The 23,148-nt window shown below is 47.1% G+C and carries 23 protein-coding genes and 1 riboswitch; of the genes, 6 read left to right on the forward strand and 17 right to left on the reverse strand.

The window, feature by feature from the left end; all coding sequences use genetic code 11:
* Nucleotides 1-13: 13 nt before the first annotated feature.
* Both TOCE_RS12475 and TOCE_RS08745 read right to left on the reverse strand, forming a co-directional pair.
* Nucleotides 14-637 carry a sensor histidine kinase gene (locus tag TOCE_RS12475; protein WP_223156872.1) on the reverse strand — a complete coding sequence of 208 codons (624 nt, stop codon included), beginning with the start codon at nt 635-637 and terminating at the stop codon, nt 14-16.
* A complete protein-coding gene (locus TOCE_RS08745; protein WP_223156813.1) occupies nt 586-1,707 on the reverse strand; it encodes a cache domain-containing sensor histidine kinase in 1,122 nt (373 codons plus the stop codon). The genes TOCE_RS12475 and TOCE_RS08745 overlap by 52 nt, the downstream gene beginning before the upstream one ends.
* Before the next feature lie 171 nt (nt 1,708-1,878).
* On the opposite strand from TOCE_RS08745, the gene TOCE_RS08750 reads away from it, so the two are divergent.
* From TOCE_RS08750 to TOCE_RS08760, 3 genes are read left to right on the forward strand one after another with little or no spacing between them, the layout of a single operon-like run.
* Nucleotides 1,879-3,174: an ABC transporter substrate-binding protein gene (locus tag TOCE_RS08750; RefSeq protein ID WP_013276500.1), complete on the forward strand. Its 1,296-nt coding sequence runs from the start codon at nt 1,879-1,881 to the stop codon at nt 3,172-3,174.
* 44 nt (nt 3,175-3,218) lie between these two features.
* Nucleotides 3,219-4,118, forward strand: coding sequence for a carbohydrate ABC transporter permease (locus tag TOCE_RS08755; RefSeq protein WP_041423916.1), 900 nt, complete (start codon nt 3,219-3,221; stop codon nt 4,116-4,118).
* A gap of 4 nt (nt 4,119-4,122) precedes the next feature.
* Nucleotides 4,123-4,956: a carbohydrate ABC transporter permease gene (locus tag TOCE_RS08760; protein ID WP_013276502.1), complete on the forward strand. Its 834-nt coding sequence runs from the start codon at nt 4,123-4,125 to the stop codon at nt 4,954-4,956.
* A gap of 30 nt (nt 4,957-4,986) precedes the next feature.
* On the opposite strand, the gene TOCE_RS08765 is transcribed toward TOCE_RS08760, so the two are convergent.
* The 6 genes from TOCE_RS08765 to TOCE_RS12160 all read right to left on the reverse strand — a co-directional run bounded on the left by TOCE_RS08765 (nt 4,987) and on the right by TOCE_RS12160 (nt 9,289).
* Entirely contained in the window at nt 4,987-5,412 is a 426-nt protein-coding gene (locus tag TOCE_RS08765) for a sigma-70 family RNA polymerase sigma factor (protein WP_013276503.1), read from the reverse strand.
* A 77-nt stretch (nt 5,413-5,489) separates the two neighbouring features.
* A complete protein-coding gene (locus tag TOCE_RS08770; protein WP_013276504.1) occupies nt 5,490-5,756 on the reverse strand; it encodes a helix-turn-helix domain-containing protein in 267 nt (88 codons plus the stop codon).
* A gap of 89 nt (nt 5,757-5,845) precedes the next feature.
* Nucleotides 5,846-5,933: riboswitch (cyclic di-GMP riboswitch) on the reverse strand.
* A 250-nt stretch (nt 5,934-6,183) separates the two neighbouring features.
* On the reverse strand, nt 6,184-7,644 hold the full coding sequence (locus TOCE_RS12795) for a peptidoglycan-binding domain-containing protein (protein ID WP_013276505.1): 1,461 nt from the start codon (nt 7,642-7,644) through the stop codon (nt 6,184-6,186).
* A gap of 245 nt (nt 7,645-7,889) precedes the next feature.
* Nucleotides 7,890-8,513 (reverse strand): superoxide dismutase, encoded by a 624-nt coding sequence (locus TOCE_RS08780; protein WP_013276506.1) that lies wholly within the window; start codon nt 8,511-8,513, stop codon nt 7,890-7,892.
* A gap of 222 nt (nt 8,514-8,735) precedes the next feature.
* Nucleotides 8,736-9,119 (reverse strand): type II toxin-antitoxin system death-on-curing family toxin, encoded by a 384-nt coding sequence (locus tag TOCE_RS08785; protein ID WP_013276507.1) that lies wholly within the window; start codon nt 9,117-9,119, stop codon nt 8,736-8,738.
* Nucleotides 9,119-9,289, reverse strand: coding sequence for a DUF2281 domain-containing protein (locus tag TOCE_RS12160; protein WP_013276508.1), 171 nt, complete (start codon nt 9,287-9,289; stop codon nt 9,119-9,121). The genes TOCE_RS08785 and TOCE_RS12160 overlap by 1 nt, the downstream gene beginning before the upstream one ends.
* Before the next feature lie 286 nt (nt 9,290-9,575).
* On the opposite strand from TOCE_RS12160, the gene TOCE_RS08790 reads away from it, so the two are divergent.
* On the forward strand, nt 9,576-10,331 hold the full coding sequence (locus TOCE_RS08790; protein ID WP_013276509.1) for an ATP-binding protein: 756 nt from the start codon (nt 9,576-9,578) through the stop codon (nt 10,329-10,331).
* A 117-nt stretch (nt 10,332-10,448) separates the two neighbouring features.
* Nucleotides 10,449-10,991 carry a hypothetical protein gene (locus tag TOCE_RS08795; RefSeq protein WP_013276510.1) on the forward strand — a complete coding sequence of 181 codons (543 nt, stop codon included), beginning with the start codon at nt 10,449-10,451 and terminating at the stop codon, nt 10,989-10,991.
* A 110-nt stretch (nt 10,992-11,101) separates the two neighbouring features.
* Here the strand turns inward: TOCE_RS08795 and TOCE_RS08800 are convergent, their stop codons facing one another.
* From TOCE_RS08800 to TOCE_RS08835, 8 genes are all read right to left on the reverse strand, one after another.
* Nucleotides 11,102-12,355 carry an MFS transporter gene (locus TOCE_RS08800; RefSeq protein ID WP_013276511.1) on the reverse strand — a complete coding sequence of 418 codons (1,254 nt, stop codon included), beginning with the start codon at nt 12,353-12,355 and terminating at the stop codon, nt 11,102-11,104.
* A 129-nt stretch (nt 12,356-12,484) separates the two neighbouring features.
* Complete coding sequence (locus tag TOCE_RS08805) at nt 12,485-12,955, reverse strand: DUF5680 domain-containing protein (protein ID WP_041423917.1); 471 nt, start codon at nt 12,953-12,955, stop codon at nt 12,485-12,487.
* A 19-nt stretch (nt 12,956-12,974) separates the two neighbouring features.
* Nucleotides 12,975-14,993: an NAD-dependent DNA ligase LigA gene (gene ligA / locus TOCE_RS08810; protein WP_013276513.1), complete on the reverse strand. Its 2,019-nt coding sequence runs from the start codon at nt 14,991-14,993 to the stop codon at nt 12,975-12,977.
* 36 nt (nt 14,994-15,029) lie between these two features.
* A complete protein-coding gene (pcrA, locus tag TOCE_RS08815; protein WP_013276514.1) occupies nt 15,030-17,225 on the reverse strand; it encodes a DNA helicase PcrA in 2,196 nt (731 codons plus the stop codon).
* Between the two features lie 37 nt (nt 17,226-17,262).
* Nucleotides 17,263-17,571 carry a YerC/YecD family TrpR-related protein gene (locus TOCE_RS08820; protein WP_013276515.1) on the reverse strand — a complete coding sequence of 103 codons (309 nt, stop codon included), beginning with the start codon at nt 17,569-17,571 and terminating at the stop codon, nt 17,263-17,265.
* Between the two features lie 23 nt (nt 17,572-17,594).
* Entirely contained in the window at nt 17,595-18,989 is a 1,395-nt protein-coding gene (gene pepV, locus TOCE_RS08825; protein WP_013276516.1) for a dipeptidase PepV, read from the reverse strand.
* Nucleotides 18,990-19,076: 87 nt separating this feature from the next.
* Nucleotides 19,077-19,631 (reverse strand): phosphatase PAP2 family protein, encoded by a 555-nt coding sequence (locus TOCE_RS08830; protein ID WP_013276517.1) that lies wholly within the window; start codon nt 19,629-19,631, stop codon nt 19,077-19,079.
* Nucleotides 19,632-19,643: 12 nt separating this feature from the next.
* Complete coding sequence (locus tag TOCE_RS08835; protein WP_041423918.1) at nt 19,644-20,057, reverse strand: adenine nucleotide alpha hydrolase family protein; 414 nt, start codon at nt 20,055-20,057, stop codon at nt 19,644-19,646.
* Nucleotides 20,058-20,218: 161 nt separating this feature from the next.
* Between TOCE_RS08835 and TOCE_RS08840 the strand changes: the two genes are divergently transcribed.
* Nucleotides 20,219-20,674 (forward strand): S-ribosylhomocysteine lyase, encoded by a 456-nt coding sequence (locus TOCE_RS08840; protein WP_013276519.1) that lies wholly within the window; start codon nt 20,219-20,221, stop codon nt 20,672-20,674.
* Nucleotides 20,675-20,692: 18 nt separating this feature from the next.
* Here the strand turns inward: TOCE_RS08840 and lon are convergent, their stop codons facing one another.
* The gene (gene lon, locus TOCE_RS08845; RefSeq protein ID WP_013276520.1) at nt 20,693-23,083 is read right to left on the reverse strand and encodes an endopeptidase La; all 2,391 of its coding nucleotides are present in this window, start codon (nt 23,081-23,083) and stop codon (nt 20,693-20,695) included.
* Between the last annotated feature and the right edge of the window lie 65 nt (nt 23,084-23,148).

Consider the following 23,148-nt stretch of genomic DNA (forward strand, 5'->3'; position numbering starts at 1 on the left):
AAAATCAAATGCATTAAGTTATCCTGGGTACCCTGATAACCGCCACCGTGTTGCCGTCCTGTATACGGTAGCTAAGACCATATTCTTCACCGTAATACAACTTTAACCTCTCATTCACGTTTTTTATGCCGTAACCGTTGCTAACTTCGCCCCCGGAATTCAATAAACTGTTAATTTTATCCAGGTCCGGGGCGTTCCCGTTGTTTTCCACCTCGAACACTACTTCATTACCCTCTGCAAATCCCCTTATTTCGATATACCCTTTGCCCTGGTAGGTCTCTATTCCGTGAATTATGGCATTCTCCACCAGGGGTTGAAGTATCAACTTGATGATCTTGCAGTCGAAAATATCTTGGCTTATGCGGTAATATACGTCAAATTTATCGGAAAACCTTATCTTCTGTATGGTGATATAGCTTTTAACCTGCCTCAATTCGTCTTCGACGGTTATCACATCATTTCCCCGATTGAGGCTGTACCTTAGTATGGAAGCCAAAGATGTCACCATTTTACTTATATCCGGCACGTTGTTCTTTATAGCAAGCCAGTTTATAGAATCTAGGGTGTTATAAAGAAAATGTGGGTTTATCTGGGCTTGAAGAGCTTCAATTCTGCTTCCTTTTTCTTTATTCTGGATACGTAAACTTCCTGAATTAGATCGTTGATCATCTTTATCATGTAATTGAAACTGGAGTAAAGTATCGCTATCTCGCCCTTTAAAGGGGTACTGACGCTCAAATTTAGGTCTCCGTTTTCAACTTTTTTCATTATGCCGGCTAGGCTCATGATGGGGTTGGAGATACTGCATGAAAAATACACTGACATCATTACCGCTACGAGGAGACTGATTATTGCTATAAGGTAGATTATATTTCTTGCCATGTCAGCCTTCCTGGTAAGCTCGTCCACCGGTACCACACCGACCAGCTTCCAGCCCGTCTGCGGAAGTGTATTGTATATGACCCTCATCTCGCGCCCGTTTAAATTTACGCGGTCACTACCGGATGTTGCGTCCAACAAATTAAACGGCACCGTCATATTTTCGTCAATCGGATAAATCGTTTGGCCCCGGTTGTCAAGGAGAAACACCCTTCCGGTCTTCCCCAAGCGAATTCCAGAGAGTATGGATTTTATCACGTCCAAGTCTATGTCTACCGACACCACCGCCAGCGGATTGGTGTAATTTTTAACATCGAATACGAGCCTCGACACCGAGATCTGAGGCCTGCCGAAATCGTTGGAAACCCGCCAGTAGAGCTTACCTCCCATATGCACCGTGGTCCTGTACCAGTCTTGCCCTTCAACAATCCCGGCCGACATTACATCATTCTGGGTGTGCCTCATGGGGTACATTTTCTTATTTATAGCGTAGACCTCTATAGATGAATAGCTGTCGTTGAAAATCCCCTGATAGAGCAGGTTGTTTCTTATGGCGGTTATTTCTCGGTTGATCTCGAAGGGTGACGCACTTTCCCTCGATAGATTACTCTGGAGCTCCCTGTTCATCGATACCGAGAATATGGCATTTTTCGCCTCGTCAAAGATGCCTGATATATTTTTGCCTGCCTGATCCAAAGCCTGCACAGTGGTCCTCTGGATCTCCTCGTTTATCATCCTGGCGGTTATGTTGCTGGTAACGGCTGCGGCAACGAGGAGCGGAACTACGCTTATTAGGATGTAGGATACTAGTAGCCTCTTGAACAGCACAAGAATTCACCCGCCCAACAAAACTACCTTTATTAAATTATATAAAATTTGATAATATGTTTTCAAAGTATAATAAAAAAATTCACTAAATATTAAAAATGCCTTATTTATTTACAATTTGGTTTTAATAAAATAATCTTGGAAACATAATTCTCTAGGGAGGGAGATCACATGTTTAAAGGTCTAAAACCGCTGGCACTCTTACTGATCGCAACCCTTGTAGCCGGTATGCTTTCAGGATGCAGCTCCGGAAACAATAATAATGTTCCTGCGGGGAGCGGCAGCGGAAGTGAAGTTGTAACCATAACTTATGCTTCCGGCAAGGATTCCACACCTGCTACCAAGAAATTAATCGAAGCTTTTGAGAAAAAATACCCGAATATCAAGGTGAAATTTTTAGAACTGCCTCAATCCCCCGATGACCAGCACAACGCCTATGTAACCGCCCTTTCAGCCGGCGATTCCAGTATGGATGTGATTGCCCTTGACATCATTTGGCCTCCGGAATTTGCCGCGGCGGGCTGGGTACTGCCTCTGGACGATAAATTCACCCCTGAAATGAGAGAGAAATTTTTAACAGGTCCGGTTGAAGCGGTTACTTATAACGGTCACGTGTGGGCAGTCCCTAGGTATACAGATGCGGGGATTCTTTACTACAGAAAAGATATAATCCAGAACCCGCCCGAAACCTGGGATGATCTCATAAAGATGGCCAAAGCAAACGTGGGCAAGGGCGGCACAAAATACGGGATAGTATTCCAGGGCAATCAATACGAAGGTCTGGTTTGCAACGCCCTTGAGTTTATCGGCGGCAACGGCGGCAGCATCCTCGAGGGCGACCGGGTCGTCATAAATTCGCCGCAGGCTATAGCAGGCCTGCAGAATATGGTTAATCTGGTTAAGGAAAAGATAGCTCCTCCGGGCATTACCACCTACAAGGAAGAAGACGCGAGGATAGTATTCCAGCAAGGTGAAGCTCTGTTCATGAGAAACTGGCCTTATGCCTGGGCGCTACTAAACGCGGACGACTCTCCGGTTAAGGGCAAGGTCGGTATCGCCCCCATCCCCAGAGGTAAGGACGGCAAGGCGGGAACTCCAGCGCTTGGAGGATGGAACCTAGCTATAAATAAATACTCAAAGCACCCGGAAGAAGCCTGGAAGTTCATCGAATTCGTAACCAGCGAGGAAGGTCAGAAGATTTCAGCGCTTTACGGTGGCGTCCTTCCTACTTTGAAATCTCTTTATCAGGATAAAGAAATCCTGGAAAAGAACCCGTACTGGGCCGACTTTTACGATGCTTTCATAACCGCTAAGCCTAGACCGGTATCGCCCTTCTACACGCAGATGTCCGACTCTATGCAGATTAACTTCCACAAAGCCCTCACCGGCGAGATTACGGCTGAACAGGCGATTAAAAACATCGAAAAGGACCTGAACGAAATAATCAAAAACAGCGGAAAGAAGTAGTGGCAGCTTTAGGCTGCCACTCTTTTCGAAGGGGTAAAAGTGTCATGTGGAAGAATAAAAAATTTGAAATAAGCGAACCGGTGCTGGGATATTTGCTCGTTACTCCCGCACTGCTTTGCATAATCCTAATAAATATATACCCGGTATTCGAAACCTTCAGGCTCAGTCTTTTTCACATGAGATTGCAGCTCATCGGCCTTACCAAATTCGTCGGGCTCCAAAATTATACCATTCTTTTTTCTGACGGTCGGTTTTGGGCGGCGACGTTGAATACTTTTTACTTCACGGTAATATCCGTAGCGCTGGAACTGGTGGTCGGCATGACAATGGCCCTGCTTATGAACAAAAGGTTCAGAGCCACGGGCCTTATCAGGGCGGCGGTTCTGGTACCCTGGGCAATCCCCACCATAGTGTCGGCATTGATGTGGAAGTTCATCTACAACGATCAGTTCGGCGTGTTAAACGACATCCTAATGAAGCTGGGATTGATAGAAAGCTACAGGTCCTGGCTGGGGACGCCAGCGTCAGCTATGGGAGCAGCCATCTTCGCCGACGTTTGGAAGACCTCACCCTTCATGGCCCTGATCCTTCTTGCCGGACTCCAGACGATACCGGAAGAACTGTACGAAGCAGCAAGGGTAGATGGTGCCGGCAGCGTCAGGCAATTTTTCAGCATCACCCTGCCGCTTTTGAAGCCCACAATTCTTGTAGCCCTGATATTCAGAACTCTGGACGCTTTCAGGGTGTTCGACCTCATCTTCGTGCTGACCGGAGGAGGGCCCGGTAACTCTACGGAAACCCTTTCCATTTACGCATATAAGACACTTTTCCGAAACCTGGACTTCGGACTCGGTTCGGCTATCTCAGTGGTGATATTCATATTCGTGTTCATCCTGGCTATGTTATACATCAGAATGATGGATAAGAACACGATTTTGAGGTGAGCTTATGGAAAATAAAAGCTTACTGAATCAGATTCTGTTTTGCACCTTCGTGATACTTTTCCTTTTATACATCCTGTTTCCATTCCTCTGGCAGTTTATGACATCTATAAAGCCGCCGGAACAGCTCTTCAGCATACCCCCTAGATGGATACCAGACAGGATTTTTACCGGGTATTACCTTTCTGTTTTCACGAAGAGGCCTTTCCTGGTGTACCTGAAGAACAGCCTGATAGTGGCGTCTGCCACAACCTTTTTGAGCCTTTTTGTGTCTTCTTTTGCCGCTTACGCCATAGCCAGGCTCAAATTCAGGGGCAAGGCCCTTATTTTGGCCCTGGTACTGTCGGTATCCATGTTCCCGGGCATATCCATAATAAGCCCGCTCTTCCTGTTTTTGAAAAAGATAAACCTTTTAAACACACATCTTGGGCTTATTCTAACTTACACCACTTTTACCATACCGTTATCCCTCTGGATCCTGACGTCCTTTTTCCGAGAGATACCCTTCGAGCTGGAAGAATCGGCCAAGGTAGACGGAGCGACACCAATGCAGGCATTCCTGAAGATTATCTTTCCGCTTGCTGCACCGGGGATGTTCACCACGGCCATACTAACTTTCATAGCAGCCTGGAACGAGTTCCTCTTCGCCCTGGTATTCAACACCAAGGACCTAATGCGTACAGTGCCGGTAGGGATAGCCATGTTCCCCGGCGAGCATGAACTCCCCTGGGGGGACATCGCGGCGGCATCGGTGGTAGTAACCGTTCCGCTTATAGTGATGGTACTAATATTTCAGAAGAGAATCATTTCGGGCCTCACCGCCGGAGCTGTCAAGGGATAGCAAAAAAAGCCATAGCGCGAGCTATGGCTTTCAGATTGCACGCAGGTATTTTTTCAACTTACTCAAAGCCCTGTTCTTTATCTTATTTACCGCCGGCTGGGATATCCCCAGCCTTTCGGCTACTTCTTTCTCGGTGGCACCTTCAAAGACCGTCGCCATTATAACTTTTTGCTGCCTTGCCGTCAGCATCATCAGAGCTTCCCTGACGAATATCCTGTCTTCCACCCGTGACAGTACATCGATCCCGTCTGCCAGGGTGTCTATCAATTCCGGAGATTCGCCATCGTTATCCCTGTCCACTCTGTTGTTTAAAATCAGGAGCTCGTGTTGTTTCAGTTTTTTCTGCTTCAAATAAAGTCTTCTCGCTTCTCTCTTAAGTCCCTTTAAAAACCAGGCCGCAATCCTTGCGTCTTCGGGGTCGAGGTCGAGTTCGTAGAATTTGGGGATACTGACCATACAGCTTCACCTCCCCGGTTTATTCCCTTACCATATAAAAGAGGAGACATGAAGTCGTATTATAACCCCCTGTAAAATTATTCTTGCTTTTTTATATCGTTTTTCTCCCTCAGAGAAGCCAGATAGCGATTCAGTTCTTCCCTGCCCCACCTGGTATCGGGCTGGTAGCGCTTTACCGCCTTTACAATCCACTCCACCAGGTTGGAATACATTTCTCCGTTACCCACCCTGCGCGTGTATTTTTTAACTATGGGCACAAACCTTTCAACTAGCTGGACAAGGGCCTCCTCATCGCCGTCTTTTGCCCTATATATTAATTCCCTAAGCTTTGGTTTCATCCCCATACCAAAAAAGTGCCCCCCTTTCCGAGTCTATATCCGAAAACAAAAAAGACCCGCCACCGAAAAAGAGAGCGAGCCAGATCGTTTTGGTCAGCGGCAACCAGGCTGTCATAGTGCAAAAGCACCTTAGACCCTATGGCTTTGCGCCCCCACCTTTCGGTGAGTTTGCCCTTTTCGCTGTCTATCTTATTTCCTCTTTTTTAATATTATAACAATATATATTACTACAAATTCCTTTATTTTCCTGCTGTTTTAATGGTTAACCAATAAATATTTATCTCCCCGCAGTTTTTGAGCAGAAGAACTGAACCTGAACTGAGTTTCCGGGTAATCGAGATAAAAAAGACGGTTAATAGGCTACTAATCCTTTTCAAGGCCTATTAACCGTCTTTTAAAAATTTACCTTTTTTATTTTACTTGCTTTGAATTATTACTTAGCAGCCTTAGCAGCTGCCACGATTGCCGATATATAACCGTGTGTGTCCGCCAAGGTCGCACCGGTTACCGCATCCACCATATTTTCCGGGGTTGTTTGTGCAAGTTTTGCCTCTAATTCGCTGATGGTCTTACCTTTTACGTAATTTACAATTGCTGCGAAGTTCTTATCTATGGGAACTGTAGAACCTGCTTTTTCCTTCATATTATTGCTGTAGTATGCCGCATTGGTCAGCTTCGATGCCAATACGTAGCCTTCAGGATAATTTTTGCCTAAGTCCCCATCGGAATTGGGAACTCCCGTTGCCACATCTTTAGGCATGAACTGGTAGTCATCAATATACGCTGCAACTATCTTGTTCCCTACAACAACCGCTGCTGCAAGTGTAAAGCACTTCGAAGGATGAGCTGAATAGTCAACTTTCCCAATTTTAATATTGCTTAAATCCTTCACATCGACTTGGAATGAATAGCTTGCATCAGCATTTTTAGCAGCCTTAGCAGCTGCCACGATTGCCGATACATAACCGTGTGTGTCCGCCAAGGTCGCACCGGTTACCGCATCCACCATATTTTCCGGGGTTGTTTGTGCAAGTTTTGCCTCTAATTCGCTGATGGTCTTACCTTTTACGTAATTTACAATTGCTGCGAAGTTCTTATCTATGGGAACTGTAGAACCTGCTTTTTCCTTCATATTATTGCTGTAGTATGCCGCATTGGTCAGCTTCGATGCCAATACGTAGCCTTCAGGATAATTTTTGCCTAAGTCCCCATCGGAATTGGGAACTCCCGTTGCCACATCTTTAGGCATGAACTGGTAGTCATCAATATACGCTGCAACTATCTTGTCACCCGCAACCGCAGCTATCGCAACCGTAAAGCTCTTGGAAGGATGAGCTGAATAGTCAACCTTTCCTATCTTTACCACGACTTTTTCACTTTGTGATACCTGCTGCTGTGTAGGTTGTTTTGTAGTTTGTGCGGGCTTTGCAGCCGCTGTTTTCGCCGGAGCCGGCATTAGTTTTGCAAGAGTTTTGGGGCCTACTATTCCATCTACCTTAAGGCCATTTTTCTTTTGGAAATCTTTTACCGCCGCTAAAGTTTTGGGGCCAAATATACCATCTACCTTGAGCTTGTAGCCGCGCTGATTAAGCATGGTTTGCAGGAGTTTTACATCCTGACCATAGGAGCCCAAGGCAAGTAAGCGTTTAATACCGCTTGTGCTGGAAGTTTTTGTAACGGTAGGAGTTGATTTTTTAACGGCGGTTTGCGTTTTGGTGGATTTGGTAGTCGTTGCCGGTGTCTTTGTTGTTTGTTTTTGCGTTGAAGTATTCTGTGAACTGGTTGCCGCAGAAACGGCATCTACCTTAAAAATGGCGCTTTGAACCGGTGCAATGACGGAAAGAGTGAGTGCAACGATTAAAGAAAGGGCCAGTAGAGATAATTTTTTAGTCATGAAATACCCCCTTTAAATAAATTATTTTAGTTTCTGCAACCTCAAAATCGAGGGGTTGCATACCATGGAAATAATATGTTCAAATACTCACTTTTACCAACTATATTATAATATACAAAAGCATTAATTTCAATAATTTTAAAAATGAGCTTTTGTGCATAAATTCCCAAATGGGCTCCTGTTTGCAAACTTCATACTAAAGCGTCAAGGGACAGAGAACCGGCACGCCCTTGACGCCTAAAATTTTACATCACATCATACAATCTCCTTATTCTATCCCATCTTCTCTCAGCTACCGACCAGTCGACGTTCTGCATGAACGCCCTGATGTAGTCGGCTTTTCTCGTACCGTAATCTATAAAGTAAGCGTGTTCGTATACGTCGAGCACAAGGATAGCCGCGGTATTCTGAACGACGCCATGGTCATGGGCGTCCAGCAGGTAATTGTGAAGCCTGCCGTCGCGCGGGTCGTAGACCAGCACCGCCCAGCCCCTGGCGGAGATCCCCGTAGCCGTGAAGTCTTCCAGCCAACTCTGATACGATCCGAAATCCCTCTCCAGCCGCCTCATCAGGTCTCCCCGGGGCACTCCGCCGGGACCTCCCAGATTATCGAAGTAAAGCTCGTGCAGTATGACACCGTCTATCGCGTAAGTTTCCCCTTTTTTCAGGCACCTGAACTCACTGTAAGTGGCGTTCGCCTCCTGGCGGTCGGCCGAGGGAAGCAGTGAACGAATCTCGTTCACTTTGTTCACGTAGCCTTTATAAAGGACTTCAAAATGTTCAAGGATCTGGCGCTCGGAAAAGCCCGGCATTAATAAGAGCCTCGGGTTCAAAGGTATTGGGGTGATCCTACCTTCGTAAGTCTTCATTTCCCTCGCCTCCAAATGAATCGTTTGGTCCTTATATATAATATTCAGCGAGGTTTTTCTTGAACCCGGATTATTCCGTTTGGCTCAGGATCTAAATAATGCCGCTTAAATTTTTTTGTGACACTCTGAATTTTTTGGAACGGCAGCTGGAACGCAAGTCAAACTAAACCCCAAAATTTGCAAAAAATAAAAACCCCGCCAAGTAATCGGGGTCTTTCAAAGTTAGTTCCTTTCCAGATGTCTTATTATCCATCCTTTTATATCTTTTTCATCTAATGATCCATCAGCTATTCCAAATCCTAATTCTACTAACTCTTTTTGTTCATACCTTAAATCAACTCCATTTAGTTTTAAAAGTAGAAGCATTACGGCGATACCTATCCTCTTATTACCATCAATGAATCCATGGTTCCTAATAAGGGCAAAAGTTGTGGTTGGGATTTTGTCCTCGAGATCTTTATACAGTTCCTGTCCTTCAAACGTAACAAAAGCCTTATTTATCGCACTTTCTATTAATCTTATATCCCTTATACCACTAAGGCCCCCTATTTTTTCTATTATTTTTTCATGAAATAATATTACATCCTCCAAAGTAACCCATCTCATCAGCAAAGCTCCTTAAATGCCTGTCTATTCTCTTCGATAATAGAATCCATAAATTTTTCTAATTCTTTCTTATCCTTCGCCTTCAAAAACTCAATAAAGTCTATTACTTCCCTCTTCCTTTCTTCTGTAAGTTCATTAAATTCTTTTAAGAACTTTTCCGCTAAACTCATAAAATCACCTTACTTTCTTGAAAATCCATCCATCCCGCATAAATAATTATACTCTAATTTTCTATAATTTCAAACACCATTGTTTAAATTATAAGATGAATCAACGCACATCTCATTATTACATGCCTGACAACCATGGTCACTTTGAAAAGCCTACTCATCCACAGGATAATTAAACACCAAATCCCTCTCTTTGCCAGAATTAATGTGAGGTAAATCACAGCGTTACATTATAGAACCTGTTATGATAAAATTAGATTCAGGCAAGACTAAGGAGGTTTCGAATATGGCAATAAGGAAAATAGTCCATATCGATGAAGAAAAGTGCAACGGCTGCGGGCTTTGCGTTCCGGCCTGCGCCGAGGGAGCCATACAGATCATAGACGGGAAGGCAAGGCTCATCTCGGATAGATACTGCGACGGGCTGGGTGCCTGCCTCGGGGAGTGCCCCAGAGGCGCTATAACGATTATCGAAAGAGAAGCCGAAGAGTTCGACGAAGAGGCGGTAAAGGAACACCTTTCCCGCAGCAAACCCGAAACCATGGCGCACGCCCATCACGGATTTTCCTGTCCCGGAAGCCAGATGATGAACCTGAAACATGCACCCGAGACTGGAGAAAACGTAAAAGCCGCGGCAAAAACTTTTTCCGATGGAGAAGTCTCCATAAGCATCAGGTCCCAGCTGGGCAACTGGCCGGTACAGCTCATGCTGGTGCCCGTGGACGCTCCTTACTTCGACGGGGCCGACCTTCTGGTGACCGCAGACTGCGTGCCTTTTGCATACCCCAACTATCACCTGGAACTTTTAAAGGGCAAAAGTGTGGTCATAGGCTGCCCCAAACTCGATGACGGCAACTACTACGTAAAAAAGCTTGCAGAAATTTTCAAGCGCAACCACATAAAGAGCGTCACCGTGGCCCACATGGAAGTGCCCTGCTGTTACGGTTTGGTGAAAATTGTTGAAGAAGCGTTAAATCTTTCCGGGAAAGATATACCGCTGAACCTGGTGGAAATAGGAATTAAGGGAGATAGAAAGAATTAAACCCATCTATTGGATGATTTAAAGCCTTTATCTATAAAAAAAAGAGCCATCCTTGGATAATGGATGGCTCTTACACAACGAATTTAATTTTTAAACATCAAAAAGGGAGGAAGATCCATGTCCTTCTGGAAGTGCCCTGGACAGGATCAAAGTTTCTGGAGACCCGAAGATATATTTGAGTTTCCCTGCCCCCACTGCGGCAACAGCGTAGAATTCTGGAAAAATGATGTAACCCGGCGCTGCCCCAATTGCAAAAAGCAGGTAGCCAATCCCCGATTCGATCCCGGTTGTGCCGCCTGGTGCTCCTATGCAGAAAAATGTCTTGGCGAAATGGCAAAGGTAATCAAAAGCCAGCCACAAATAATCCGGAGCCGCCTGCAAGCAGCGCTGCGCAAAAAACTGACTCCGGAGGACCGTGATTTGTTGAACCGGTCCATGAAAGCAGCCAAAAAGGCAGAAGAAATGGCCCTGTCTGAAAAAAGGGAGCCCCTCATCCCCTTGGCGGTAAGCCTTATCGGTCCGGCCGCGCGAGCGAAGGGCTGGTCCCGGGAGGAAGTGCTGGACCTGCTGGAGGAAGCTGGTATCGACGATGAAAGCACTGCTTTTAGAATTTATCAAGCGATCGAAGCCGGCGATGACGCCGGTAATGACCATCGCTAATTTTTCGGTAAAACAGGGGTCTCAAAAGTCGCTAGTTAGCCTGCTGCCTACGGCGATTGGTGATTGTGTCCTGTATCCGGCGATACAGGCTCTTGTTTTTTCATAAGGGTTCAGGTCTGAGAGACAGAATCCTCAACAACATCTTTTTGATAATGATTTAACTTTTTAATTATGATTAAATTGACGATCAAGATCCCGGCGGATATCAGCCATGTGGTCTGCATTGAAGTTAGATCACCTATAAGTCCCATTATAATCAATGATAAAAAGTTAGCCGCTCTGGAAAGCATCGAATCTAGCGACAAAAGGGTTGCTCTTTCAGCATCCGTTATAAATTCGTTGATATAACCTTTTTGCAAGGGTTGTATAATCCCAAGCAAAGTTTCAAACAACAAGAACATTATAAGAGCAGTGATAAATTTTTTGGATAAAGAAGCTATTGACAGTACAATAGAAACACATACTGTTGCCACAAACAGGATATTCAGTCTGTAATTACCTGATTTTGGTATATACTCTATTATTAAGTTTCCTGCTAAATTTGATATTTTAATAAACACCCAAATCCAGCCCAATAGCCAAAAACCTTCGTTAGACAAACTTTTTAGATAGGGCGACCAGTATACAAAGACGGGCGAAAAGCAAAAGCTCAAAATCATATTAAACTCAATTATATACTTCAATAGAGGGATTTTTAAAATATAATTCTTACTGGTGACGATGACTGATAAAATTTTGTAAATACCATTTTTAAAATCCAATTTATTTATATTTTTTTCTGGCTCAACGCTGCGAACCGGTTTATTTACATATAAAGCCACTAAAATTACATATATTGAGGCTGAAATTAATGAAAGTTTCCATGGTAATGCGATATTTATATTAGCCAAATATCCCCCTAACAAACCCGATATTATCATGGATATGTTATTTATCTTACCTGCTTTAATAAAAATCTTATCTAAATCCGGTCCGGTTAAACAAGAATTATTGACCATCCAGGCATCTAACGCGCCCGATTCAAAGGCAAAACTTACTCCCCATAGTATTTGCGCGATACCGAATATCAATATATTATTCCCGATGGAAAACAGCAACATGGCTATGCTTAAAAACAGCCCCGCCAAGATTAAGGTTTTCCTATAGCCGAAAGCATCGGCATAGGCTCCCGTCGGAATTTCCATAACAAATACGCTAACCATAAAAAGGGAACTTAGCACATTCGTTATCAATTTACTTATGCCGAAATTGTAGAAAAATAAGACGTAAGTAGCCCCTATAAATCCAAGGTGGATGCTAAATAGCAGATTGAGAAGATAGTAAATTTCCACAGTCTCCGGCGGGGAACTCTTTATTACCTTCATTGCAGCCTCCAATTTTTGCTTTTAACTGAATTAAAATAATAATTCTACTTTCACGAGATAACTCCTGCTAAAAAATAAAGGAGAGCACATATAAGCTGTGTTAATAGTACTCTCCGTTCACACGCGCACTTACCTAACAAATCCACCGCAATAGTTAAGACTGTATACGACTTTACCGGCAAAGGATATCGTCTCTTTGCCTTTGAACCTGTCCAATCCCCCTTCATTGCTATCTCTGTAGACGTAATCTCCTTCAATATATTCTTCAGGTCCGCGAAAGGGGTTTTCCGCATCGACATTTCTCATCGCCTTTCTTAAAAAGGCGTAAACTTTTCTTGCAAATTCAATGTCGGAATCTTTTTCGACTCCGCCCGAATAGCACATAGACCAAATCGGATTCCCTTTATAATAAACGACTTCTTGGCCTGCAAAGAATCTCATCCCGAAATATATATCGCGGTACAAAAAATGCCCTTCCCGAAACTCCAACTGCCGCGAACCTTCCAACAAAGGCGTTACGGATGCATCGTCACCCCGAGACGCATAAGTAGCCCTTTTCGCTTTTATCAAAAAATCCAAAAACTCTCCTTCAGCGTACACATTCCTCACCCCGCAACCGTCACGCTTTCCATTTTTCTATCAGTTCCTCGAACTCACCCTCATTCAGGATTTTTATTCCCAATTTCAGGGCGTTTTCGTATTTGGAGCCCGGGTCCTTACCCACTACCACGTAGTCGGTCTTTTTGCTCACGCTGCCGGTGACCCTGCCGCCGAGCTTTTCGATGAGTTCAGTGGCCTGCTGCCGCGTGTACTTCTCCAGGGTCCCGGTAAGCACAAAGGTAAGCCCGTCCAGGGGCCTCGGCCCTTCGGCCTTCTTTTGAGCCTCCATATTTACACCAGCGGCCCTCAGGCGGGAAATGAGATCGTTTGTCTGTTCCTGCCTGAAAAACGCCAGGATACTTTGGGCTATCTTGTCGCCGATTTCAGGAACCTTTATCAGGTCCTCGTATTTGGCCTTCTGCAGGTCGTCTATGGAACTGAAGGCTTCGGCTAAAAGCGACGCCGTCCTGGAACCCACGAAGGGGATGCCCAGGGCGTATATCAGCCGGTCCAGGGGCCTTTTTTTGCTCTCCTCGATAGCTGCGAGCAGATTGGCGGCGGACTTTTCTCCCATGCGCTCTAAGGGCACAAGATCCTCCCGCTTCAGGTAGTAAAGGTCGGCGGCGTCCTTAATAAGCCCCTGCGATATCAGGAGGGAAACTATAGCCGATCCCAGTCCCCTTATGTCCATGGCGTCCCGCGAGGCGAAGTGCTCGATGCTCCTCCTTATCTGGGCCGGACAGCCGGTGCTGTTGGTGCAGCGGTACGCCGCTTCTCCCGGAAGCCTCACCGCCTCGGAACCGCACTCGGGGCAGCGGTGGGGCATTTCGAAATCCCGCTCTTTTCCTGTGCGCTTTTCCTTTACAACTTCCACCACTTCGGGGATTACGTCGCCGGCTTTATGGATTATGACCGTATCGCCAATTTTTATATCCTTTTCCCTGATGTAGTCCTCGTTGTGAAGGGTGGCTTTGCTGACAGTGGAGCCCGCCACCCTCACGGGTTCCAAAATCGCCGTAGGGGTGAGGACGCCCGTCCTGCCCACCCTTACGATTATATCCTTTATCACCGTCTTCTTCTGCTCTGCCGGGAACTTATAGGCTATCGCCCACCGGGGGCTTTTGGCGGTGGCACCCAGGATCCCCTGCTGCTTTAAGGAATTTACCTTTATCACCATGCCGTCTATCTCGTAGGGCAGGTCGTGGCGCTTTTCATTCCAGCTCATGCAGTAGTCTATCACGTCTTGGAACCTATCAAAAAGCACCACGTGAGGATTGACCCGGAGGCCGATTCTTTTGAAAAACTGAAGCACTTCGTAATGGGTCTCAAACTCTATGCCCTCCGCATACCCCAGGCCGTATATGTAAACGGCCAGGGGCCTTTTGGCAGTAACTTTCGGGTCGAGCTGCCTCAATGAACCCGCCGCTGCGTTTCGCGGGTTTGCAAAAAGCGGGAGCCCCTGTTCTTCCCTCTCTTCGTTTAGCTTCCTGAAATCCTCCTTAGGCAGGTAGACCTCGCCCCTGACCTCCAGAACAGCCGGCCTTTTATCGGGAGGAAAGTCCAGGCTAAGCGGCACGCTCTTTATGGTCTTCACGTTCTGGGTGACGTCTTCCCCCACTTCGCCGTCGCCCCTTGTAGCAGCTGTCTTAAAAATCCCGTTCTCATAAGTTATTGAAACCGCGAGGCCGTCGATTTTAGGCTCCACCACGTACTGGACTTCGCTTCCGACCGCTTCGGTGACACGCCTGTGGAAATCCTTAAGTTCCCCGCTGTCGAAGGCGTTGGCAAGGCTCATCATGGGCACCCGGTGGACCACCTGGGTGAAATAGGGAAGCGGCTCTCCCCCAACCCGCTGACTGGGCGAGTCGGGAGTGATGAGTTCGGGAAACTGCTTTTCAAGTTTTTCCAGTTGTCTCATCAGTTTATCGTATTCGGCGTCGGATATTACGGGGTTATCGTAGACGTAGTACTGCCTGTTGTGGTAGTTTATAAGTTCCCTCAATTCTTTTATCCTGGCTTCGGCTTCAGACCTGTCCATACACTCCATCCTCTCAACAAGAATTTATTTTATTTCTCATATCTTCACCAAAGGAGCGTACTTTAACATCAGGCGTTTTGTTCCTTCCGAGGCGAAGTTCACCGCAATCTCTGTATTTTCGCCGGCTCCGTATACGGCGGTGACCACGCCTTCACCCCACTTGGAATGCTTCACCCTGTCGCCGGGATTCAATTTTACCGGCTCCTGAGGTTTTACCCCCGTTTTCAGTTTTTGAGTCCGGGGTTTTACAGGTACAGCCTGTTCCGCTTTTTTATCCTCGCGAGGCTTTTCTTCTTCCTCCAGTGTATCATCTCCGGGCCTGATCTCTTTTATCAACCTTGCGGGGATTTCGTCGATAAACCTGGAGGCGGAATAATAGGAGGTGTTGCCGTAGAGGTTGCGGCTCCAGGCCCTGGTGAGGTAAAGCCTCTTCTTCGCTCGCGTTATCCCTACGTAGCACAGCCGCCGTTCCTCCTCGAGTTCTTCCTCGTCGAACATAGCCCTTGAATGCGGGAATATCCCTTCGTCCATCCCGCTCAAAAAAACCACCGGAAATTCCAGGCCCTTAGCGCTGTGCAGCGTCATCAAAATCACTGCGTCCCTGTCCTCGTCGAACTCGTCCACGTCGGAGACCAGGGCGATTTCGGCCAGGAAGTCCTGAAGTGCCGCTCCCGGGAACTTCTTTTCAAACTCTATAGCGACGCCTATCATTTCCTTCAGGTTTTCAATCCGGCTCTGGGCATCCGGCGTGTTTTCGGCTTCCAGTTCCTTCAAATAACCGCTCCTGTCCAGGATATAAGCGATGAGGTCGGGCACCGAAAGCTCTCCGGCTTTCTTGATAAAATCGTCTATCATATCCACGAAGTCGCGGAGTTTGCTCCTGACCCTGGAGGATAATTCCGCCAATTCTTCCTTCATGATGTGATAAACGGACTTTTCCCTTTCTTCCGCCAGCAGTTTAAGGGTCTCTACCGTAGCCTCGCCTATACCCCGCCGCGGCACGTTTATGATCCTGAGGAGACTTACGTTATCCGATGGATTGGCGACGACGCGAAGGTATGCCAGGATGTCCTTTATTTCCCTGCGCTGGTAAAACCTGACGCCACCCACAATTTTATACGGCAGGCCCATCTTCACCATCATCTCTTCCAGAACGCGAGACTGGGCGTTGGTCCTGTAAAGCACCGCAAAGTCTCTGAACCTGAAATTTTTCATATTTACAAGTTTTTCTATTTCCCGGGCAATGAAAAAAGCCTCTTCGTGCTCGTTCCCAAGGGTAGCAAGATATATCTTATCGCCCCTGCCGTTCTCGGTCCACAGACTTTTTTGCTTCCTGTCGAAATTGTGACTTATGACGCTGTTGGCGGCGTCGAGAATGTTCTGGGTAGACCGGTAGTTCTGTTCCAGGCGGATAACCGTAGCATCGGGAAAATCCTCTTCGAAATCCAGTATGTTTCTTATATCTGCCCCTCTGAAGCCGTATATGCTCTGGTCGTCGTCGCCTACGACGCACAGATTCCTGTGCTTTTCGGCGAGCAACTTGACCAGGACGTACTGGGCCCTGTTGGTGTCCTGGTATTCGTCCACCAGTATATGCCTGAACCTGTTCTGGTAATAGGATAGAACTTCGGGGTTTTTGCGGAAAAGCTCCACGGTCTTCATTATCAGGTCGTCGAAATCCAGGGCGTTGCTCTCCTTTAACCTCTTCTGGTAAAGCTCGTACACCCTGGACATGGCCTTTTCCCTTATATCCTTCGCTCTATCATGGCATTCCTCCGGGGTTTGAAGCCGGTCCTTGGCCCTGCCGATGTAATTGAGTACCGCCGTGGGGGCGTATTTCTTTTCGTCAAGCCCCAAGGCCTTGATACAATCCCTTATCAGCACCAGCTGGTCCTGGGTGTCGAAGATTATGAAGTTTTTGTTGTAACCCAGCTTGTCTATGTCGGACCTCAGTATACGCACGCAGGCCGAGTGAAAGGTGCTGACCAGCATCCCCCGGGCCCAGGGCAGGAGCTTTTCGATCCTCTCCTTCATCTCCTGTGCCGCCTTGTTGGTAAAGGTGATAGCCATTATGCTCCCGGGGTCGACACCCATTTTCTCAATGAGATATGCGATCCTGTAAGTTAGCACCCTGGTCTTGCCGCTTCCCGCTCCTGCCAGAATCAAAAGAGGCCCTCCCGGGTGTGTGACCGCCTTTCTTTGCTCTTCGTTTAGGTCGGACAGGTAGTTCATTTATACCCTCCCATAGAAAAGTAGCGTGGAATCCACGCTACTCGTTTTTCTTGTCTTTTTCCTTCAGTCGCTCCAGGATTATCTTGTAACCATCGGCACCGTAATTTAAAAAGCGTTTGACTCGGCTTATGGTAGCCGTGCTCGCTCCGGTCTTTTCGGCTATATCGCCGTAAGTGTACCCGGCCTGCAGCATCTCAGCCACCTGCAGCCGCTGGGCCATGGCCTTTATCTCGGCGATGGTACAGATATCCTCAAAAAATCGGTAGCATTCATCCTTGGTCTTTAAAAGCAGTATTGCTTCAAAAAGTCTGTCAATAGCAGGGTCTTCCATTTTTTGGAGTTCCAATTTAATCACTCCAATCAAAAGTATCAGGTCACCAGCTCCAGCAGCACGTTAGTATATATCCTCAGGTTTTTCAAGAGGTCTTCGATTTCTATATACTCGTCCTTTTCATGGGCCAGCTCTGGTTTGCCCGGAAAGCCTGGTCCGAAGGCCACCGCATTTTTCACCATGCGTGCATACGTTCCTCCACCGATGGAAAAACAGTAAGCCTTTTCACCGGTGACCTTTTCGTAAGCCTCCTTCAGGGTCTGGACGATGACGCTGTCTTCAGGCACGTAATGCGGCGGGTTGTCCGATACGTCTTCTAAACGCACTCCTTGGGCCAGATTTTCCTTTATCCTGAAAAGGAGCTCTTCTCCTTTATATTTTATCGGATACCTGATGTTTATTACAACTTCCCCGGCCTTTTCGTCCAGGCGGATGATTCCCACGTTAAACGTCAGCGGGCCCGACAAGTCGTCCGACACATCGACGCCCAACCCCTTACCGGTGGTATCCAGTCCAATTTTGTCGTTCAGGAAGCGAATAAAGTCCTCCTGAGCGGTGTTATCGAGGTCTAGTTCGGAAAGAAACGCCACAAGCTGCATAACAGCGTTCTTCCCCTTGTGGGGCAGGCTGCCGTGGGCGGAAACGCCGTGGGATTTAACCGTCACCGTTTCCCCATCGGTGGAAAACTCCATGTCGTAACCGGATTTTTCCTTAAAAGCTCTGAACTTCTCTTCCAGGTAGGCGACGTCTCCCCTCAATACCGCTTCGGCGTAATCCGGTACCATATTCGGCCTTTGGCCGCCCTTAAGTGAGATCAGCCTCGTAGGGGCTTTCTTCCTTCCGCAGCATTTCTCAAAGTCGCTCTTTAAAGAGAAGGTCAAAATACCCTTTTCTCCGTTTATTATCGGGTATTCGGCGTCGGGCGAAAAACCCATCGTCGGGGCCTCGTCGTGTTCCAGGTAGTAATTTATGCATTTCATACCGCTTTCTTCGTTGGTGCCGAATATCACCCGGACCCTTCTCTTAAATTTGACACCCGCATCCTTTAAAGTTTTAAGGGCATAAAGCGCCGCCATAGCAGGCCCTTTGTTGTCAATGGCACCCCGGCCGTAAATTTTCCCATCGTGGATTTCCCCGCCGTAGGGCGGATAAGTCCAGCCCTTTCCTTCCGGCACCACGTCCAGGTGAACCAGTATGCCCACCATTTCGTCGCCTTCGCCCCATTCGGCCCAACCTATGTAATTATCAAGGTTCCTGGTCCTCAGACCGAAACTGTCGGCCAGGTCCAGGGCGTACTCCAGGGCCTTGGCTACACCTTCTCCGAAAGGTTTTCCCGGCGCCGGATCTTCTTCTACGCTTCTTATCTTAAGTATTTCACACACCGACCTTATAAGGGGTTCCTCATTTAATTTTATCGCTTTTTCAACGTCCATCAAAAACCCCTCCCTTTATTGTTTTCATTTATTAATTATTCCACTTTTTAAAGGAAAATCCTCTTAAAACAAAAAAAAACAGCTTATTCAGCTGACGATTAATTTTTTTATCGAATGGGTCAATAGTGCAAAGGTCGTCCCCAAAAAAGCACCGCTCAGCACATCGGAAGGGTAGTGCATCCCCGTGTATATCCGCGAAAAGCCCACCAGTGCGGCCAGCGAATATATGGCGTACCGGTAGGACGGGAAGTACAGCGAAAACACCACCGCCAGGGAGAACCCGGCTACGGTGTGACCCGAAGGAAAGGAGTAATCCCTGAGCAACCGTTTCCAGAACGTATTTACGTTGGGCAGCACCATGTACGGCCTCTTTCTGTAGATGCTCTTTTTAAAAATTTGAACAATACCCTGGCTTCCGGTCAGGGCTACAAAGGCTTCGCTGGCGGCCAGCCTGGCCTCCTCTTTCCCGAAAAGATAAAAGAACGCGCAGAGAAGTATGGTAAAAGTAGCCCCTCCGAGGTGGGTCAGGCGCGGCATGATCGCATCAAGAGTCCTGCACTTAATCTTCTGGTTCAGGTACATAAAGATTTTCTGATCTTTTTGATGCAAATAGTCAAGCGTTCTTTTCAGAATATCCCTCAAAAAAATGCCCCCCTATTCGACCACTTCCACCAATATGCCGTTGTTTTCAACGGCTTTGATCAGCGGATTGATGATTTCCCCGTTTTTTTGAACGTCGAAAGCAGAACGCAGGGATTTACCGACTATTATATGTGTAATCCGGTTGTTTTTGGCGTACTCCGCAAGGGTATGGTACACCTTATTACCGGATAGAATCGAAACCGTACCTCCAAGGCCTTTGGCCATCTCGAAGAGTTCCAGCAAAATTTTGTGTTCCTTTAAATCTCGGCCCAGATCCTGGGATTTGTTTACGTATACTACGCAGAATTCTCCTCCCAATTCTCTGGCCCTGGCCGCACCCCTCTGGATTAACCTCTCGCAGCTTTTCTGCGGAGTTACGCATACCATTATTCGATGCTGTACCGAGGGGTCAAATATGGTCATCATGGGCAAACCCCTTTCATTCTTTATCTTAGCCGAACCTTGCAGTTTCCATTTACAAAATCGGTATATGAGCTTTCTTTTTAATTATACTATGAATGAGACCCGTTGAGCAATAAATGAAAAAGATGTAAAATTATTTTATCTATAAGAAAGGGGGATTTATCGTGACTGTTCAGGTAGAAAGCTTCAAACTTGATCATACGACGGTAAAAGCACCCTATGTCCGGCTGGCGGAACGGATCAAAGGACCGAAGGAGGATGTAGTGGTAAAATATGACCTCCGGCTGGTACAACCCAATCGAGATGCTATTCCAACCGGAGGCCTTCATACCCTGGAACATCTTTTCGCCGTATATTTCAGACAGTACCTGGAAGACGTTATCGATGTATCGCCGATGGGGTGTAGGACCGGTTTTTACCTCATAAAATTCGGAGAAACACCGGTACAGGAACTGGAGACGGTATTCATAAAGGTGCTCAACAAGGTCCTGGAGACGAATCCCGAAGGCGTACCCGCCACCACCGAAAAAGAATGCGGCAACTACAAAGACCACTCCTTTTTCACAGCCAAGGAATACGCAAGACTTGCTTTGGAGAACTTCAGGTCCCGTACCATCTAAAGTCTACAAGAATTCGGCTCACTGGGCGGTGAAAAGACTGTTCATATCTTTTATATGTTCCTGAGCCTTGGGAATGCCCTTTCTCGGCAATGTCTTTAGCGCCTTTTCGATGACCTCGTCCATAGTTCTGACGAAGATAAAGCAGAGTTCTTGCTTTACATTTTGGGGCACTTCTTCCAGATCCTTGATATTTTCTTCGGGAAGTATGATGGTCTTAATGCCCGCCCTGTGGGCTGCCAGTACCTTCTCCTTAATGCCTCCCACCGGTAGGACCCTACCCCGCAGGGTTATTTCTCCGGTCATGGCCACGGTCCTATCCACCGGTTGCCCGGAAAGAGCGGAAATAAGGGCACAGGCCATGGTGATCCCTGCAGAAGGCCCGTCTTTTGGTATGGCCCCTTCCGGGACGTGAATATGCACGTCGTACTTTTCGTGAAAATCCTCTTCAATGCCCAGTTCCTCAGCCTTTGATCTGACGTAAGTGTAACCGGCATGGGCCGACTCCTGCATCACGTCCCCCAGCTTGCCGGTAAGGATCAGCTTTCCCTTTCCCTTCATAACCGTAGCTTCTATGTTCAGTATATCGCCGCCCATTTCCGTCCAGGCAAGACCGGTAGCCACCCCGACCTGGTCTGTCTCCTCGATGACACCGTAATGGAACCTGGGGACACCCAGAAAATTCTCGACCATGGAGCCGTCCACTTCCACCGTGGTCTTTTCGCCTTCCACCACGGACCTGGCGACCTTTCGGCAGATACTCGCTATTTCGCGTTCAAGGTTTCTTACCCCTGCTTCGCGGGTATAGTTGCGGATTATCTTTATTACAGCTTCGTCGAGAAACGCCAGGTTTTCCGGTTTCAGCCCGTGTTCCCTTATCTGCCGGGGGATTAAATGAAGCTTTGCTATCTGCAGTTTCTCGTACTCGGTATACCCCGGTATCGATATCACTTCCATGCGGTCTAAAAGCGGCCTTGGAATGTTATATAAGGTGTTGGCTGTCGTTATGAAAAGTACCTTTGAAAGGTCGAAGGGAAGTTCTATATAATGGTCGGAAAAACTGTGGTTCTGCTCGGGATCCAGCACTTCCAGGAGGGCTGCCGCGGGGTCACCACGAAAATCGGAGCTCATTTTGTCGATCTCGTCCAGCAGGAACACCGGGTTTTTCGTCCCGGCCTGCTTCATTCCCTGGATTATCCTGCCGGGCAGAGCTCCCACGTACGTCCTCCTATGGCCGCGGATTTCAGCTTCATCCCTGACCCCACCCAGGGATACCCTGACGAACTTTCGACCCATTGCTTTAGCTATGGACCTGGCCAGGGACGTCTTGCCCACCCCCGGAGGGCCAGCCAAGCATAATATGGGGGCCTTTGTCGACTCGGCCAGTTTCCTGACGGCAAGAAACTCCAATATCCTCTCCTTGACCTTTTCAAGCCCGTAATGGCCCTCGTCTAAAATCGCTTGCGCCGATTTAATATCCAGTAGATCCTCGGTGGCCGTATTCCACGGAAGGGCTACTATCCAGTCAAGGTAATTCCTTATAACAGCCATCTCCGCGGATGCTGGGGGAGTTCTTTCCAACCTGTCGACTTCTTTCATCATTTTTTCCTCGAGGTCTTTGGGTAAATTCAAGGCTTTGATCTTGTCTCGGTATTCGTTGGCCTCAGCCACCCTCTCGTCCTGCTCGCCCAGCTCCTGCTGGATTGCCCTGATCTGTTCTCTCAGGTAATATTCTTTCTGCGATTTTTCCAGCTGCTTTTTGACCCTATTGTTTATCCTCTTTTCCAGCTCCAGAATTTCGATCTCCCGCGTGAGGGTTTCAAATAAAAAAGACAGTCTATCTTTTATGTTGAGCGTCTCGAGAATCAGTTGTTTGTCCTCGATCTTTAGGTTAAGATACGACGCTATAGTGTCGGCAAAACGTCCGGGCTGGCGCATATTTCCGATGGAGATCAATGCGTCAGGGTTGATTTTTCGGTTCAGATTGACGTAGTTTTCAAAGAGGCTCATGACACCTCTCATCAGGGCTTCTTCTTCCGGTCCTGCTTCCACGTCGTCCTCGACAATCTCCTCAACTTTAACCTTGAAAAAGGGTTCGCACTGGATGTATTCCTGTATCGTAGCCCGGTGCAAACCTTCTACCAGTACCCTTATGGTGTCCCCCGGCATTTTTAAGAGCTGCTTTATCTTAGCCACCGTGCCGGTTCCGTATATGTCTTCGGGCATTGGAGAGTCGACTCTAGCGTCTTTCTGGGCTGCCAGAACTATTTTTTCATCCCCGACCATGGCTTCTTCAAGAGCGCCAATGGACTTGTCTCTACCCACATCGAAATGAAGTACCATGTGGGGAAAAACTAAAAGACCCCTTAAGGGTAGCAACGGCAGGGTTCGCTTAAGTTTGCGTTTTTCCACAAAATTCCCTCCGATATATCTATGAAGATAAGAAAAAGGTAGATTTATCTTTATTAATTTTATTC

It is taken from the genome of Thermosediminibacter oceani DSM 16646 (assembly GCF_000144645.1).
Classification (GTDB): domain Bacteria; phylum Bacillota; class Thermosediminibacteria; order Thermosediminibacterales; family Thermosediminibacteraceae; genus Thermosediminibacter; species Thermosediminibacter oceani.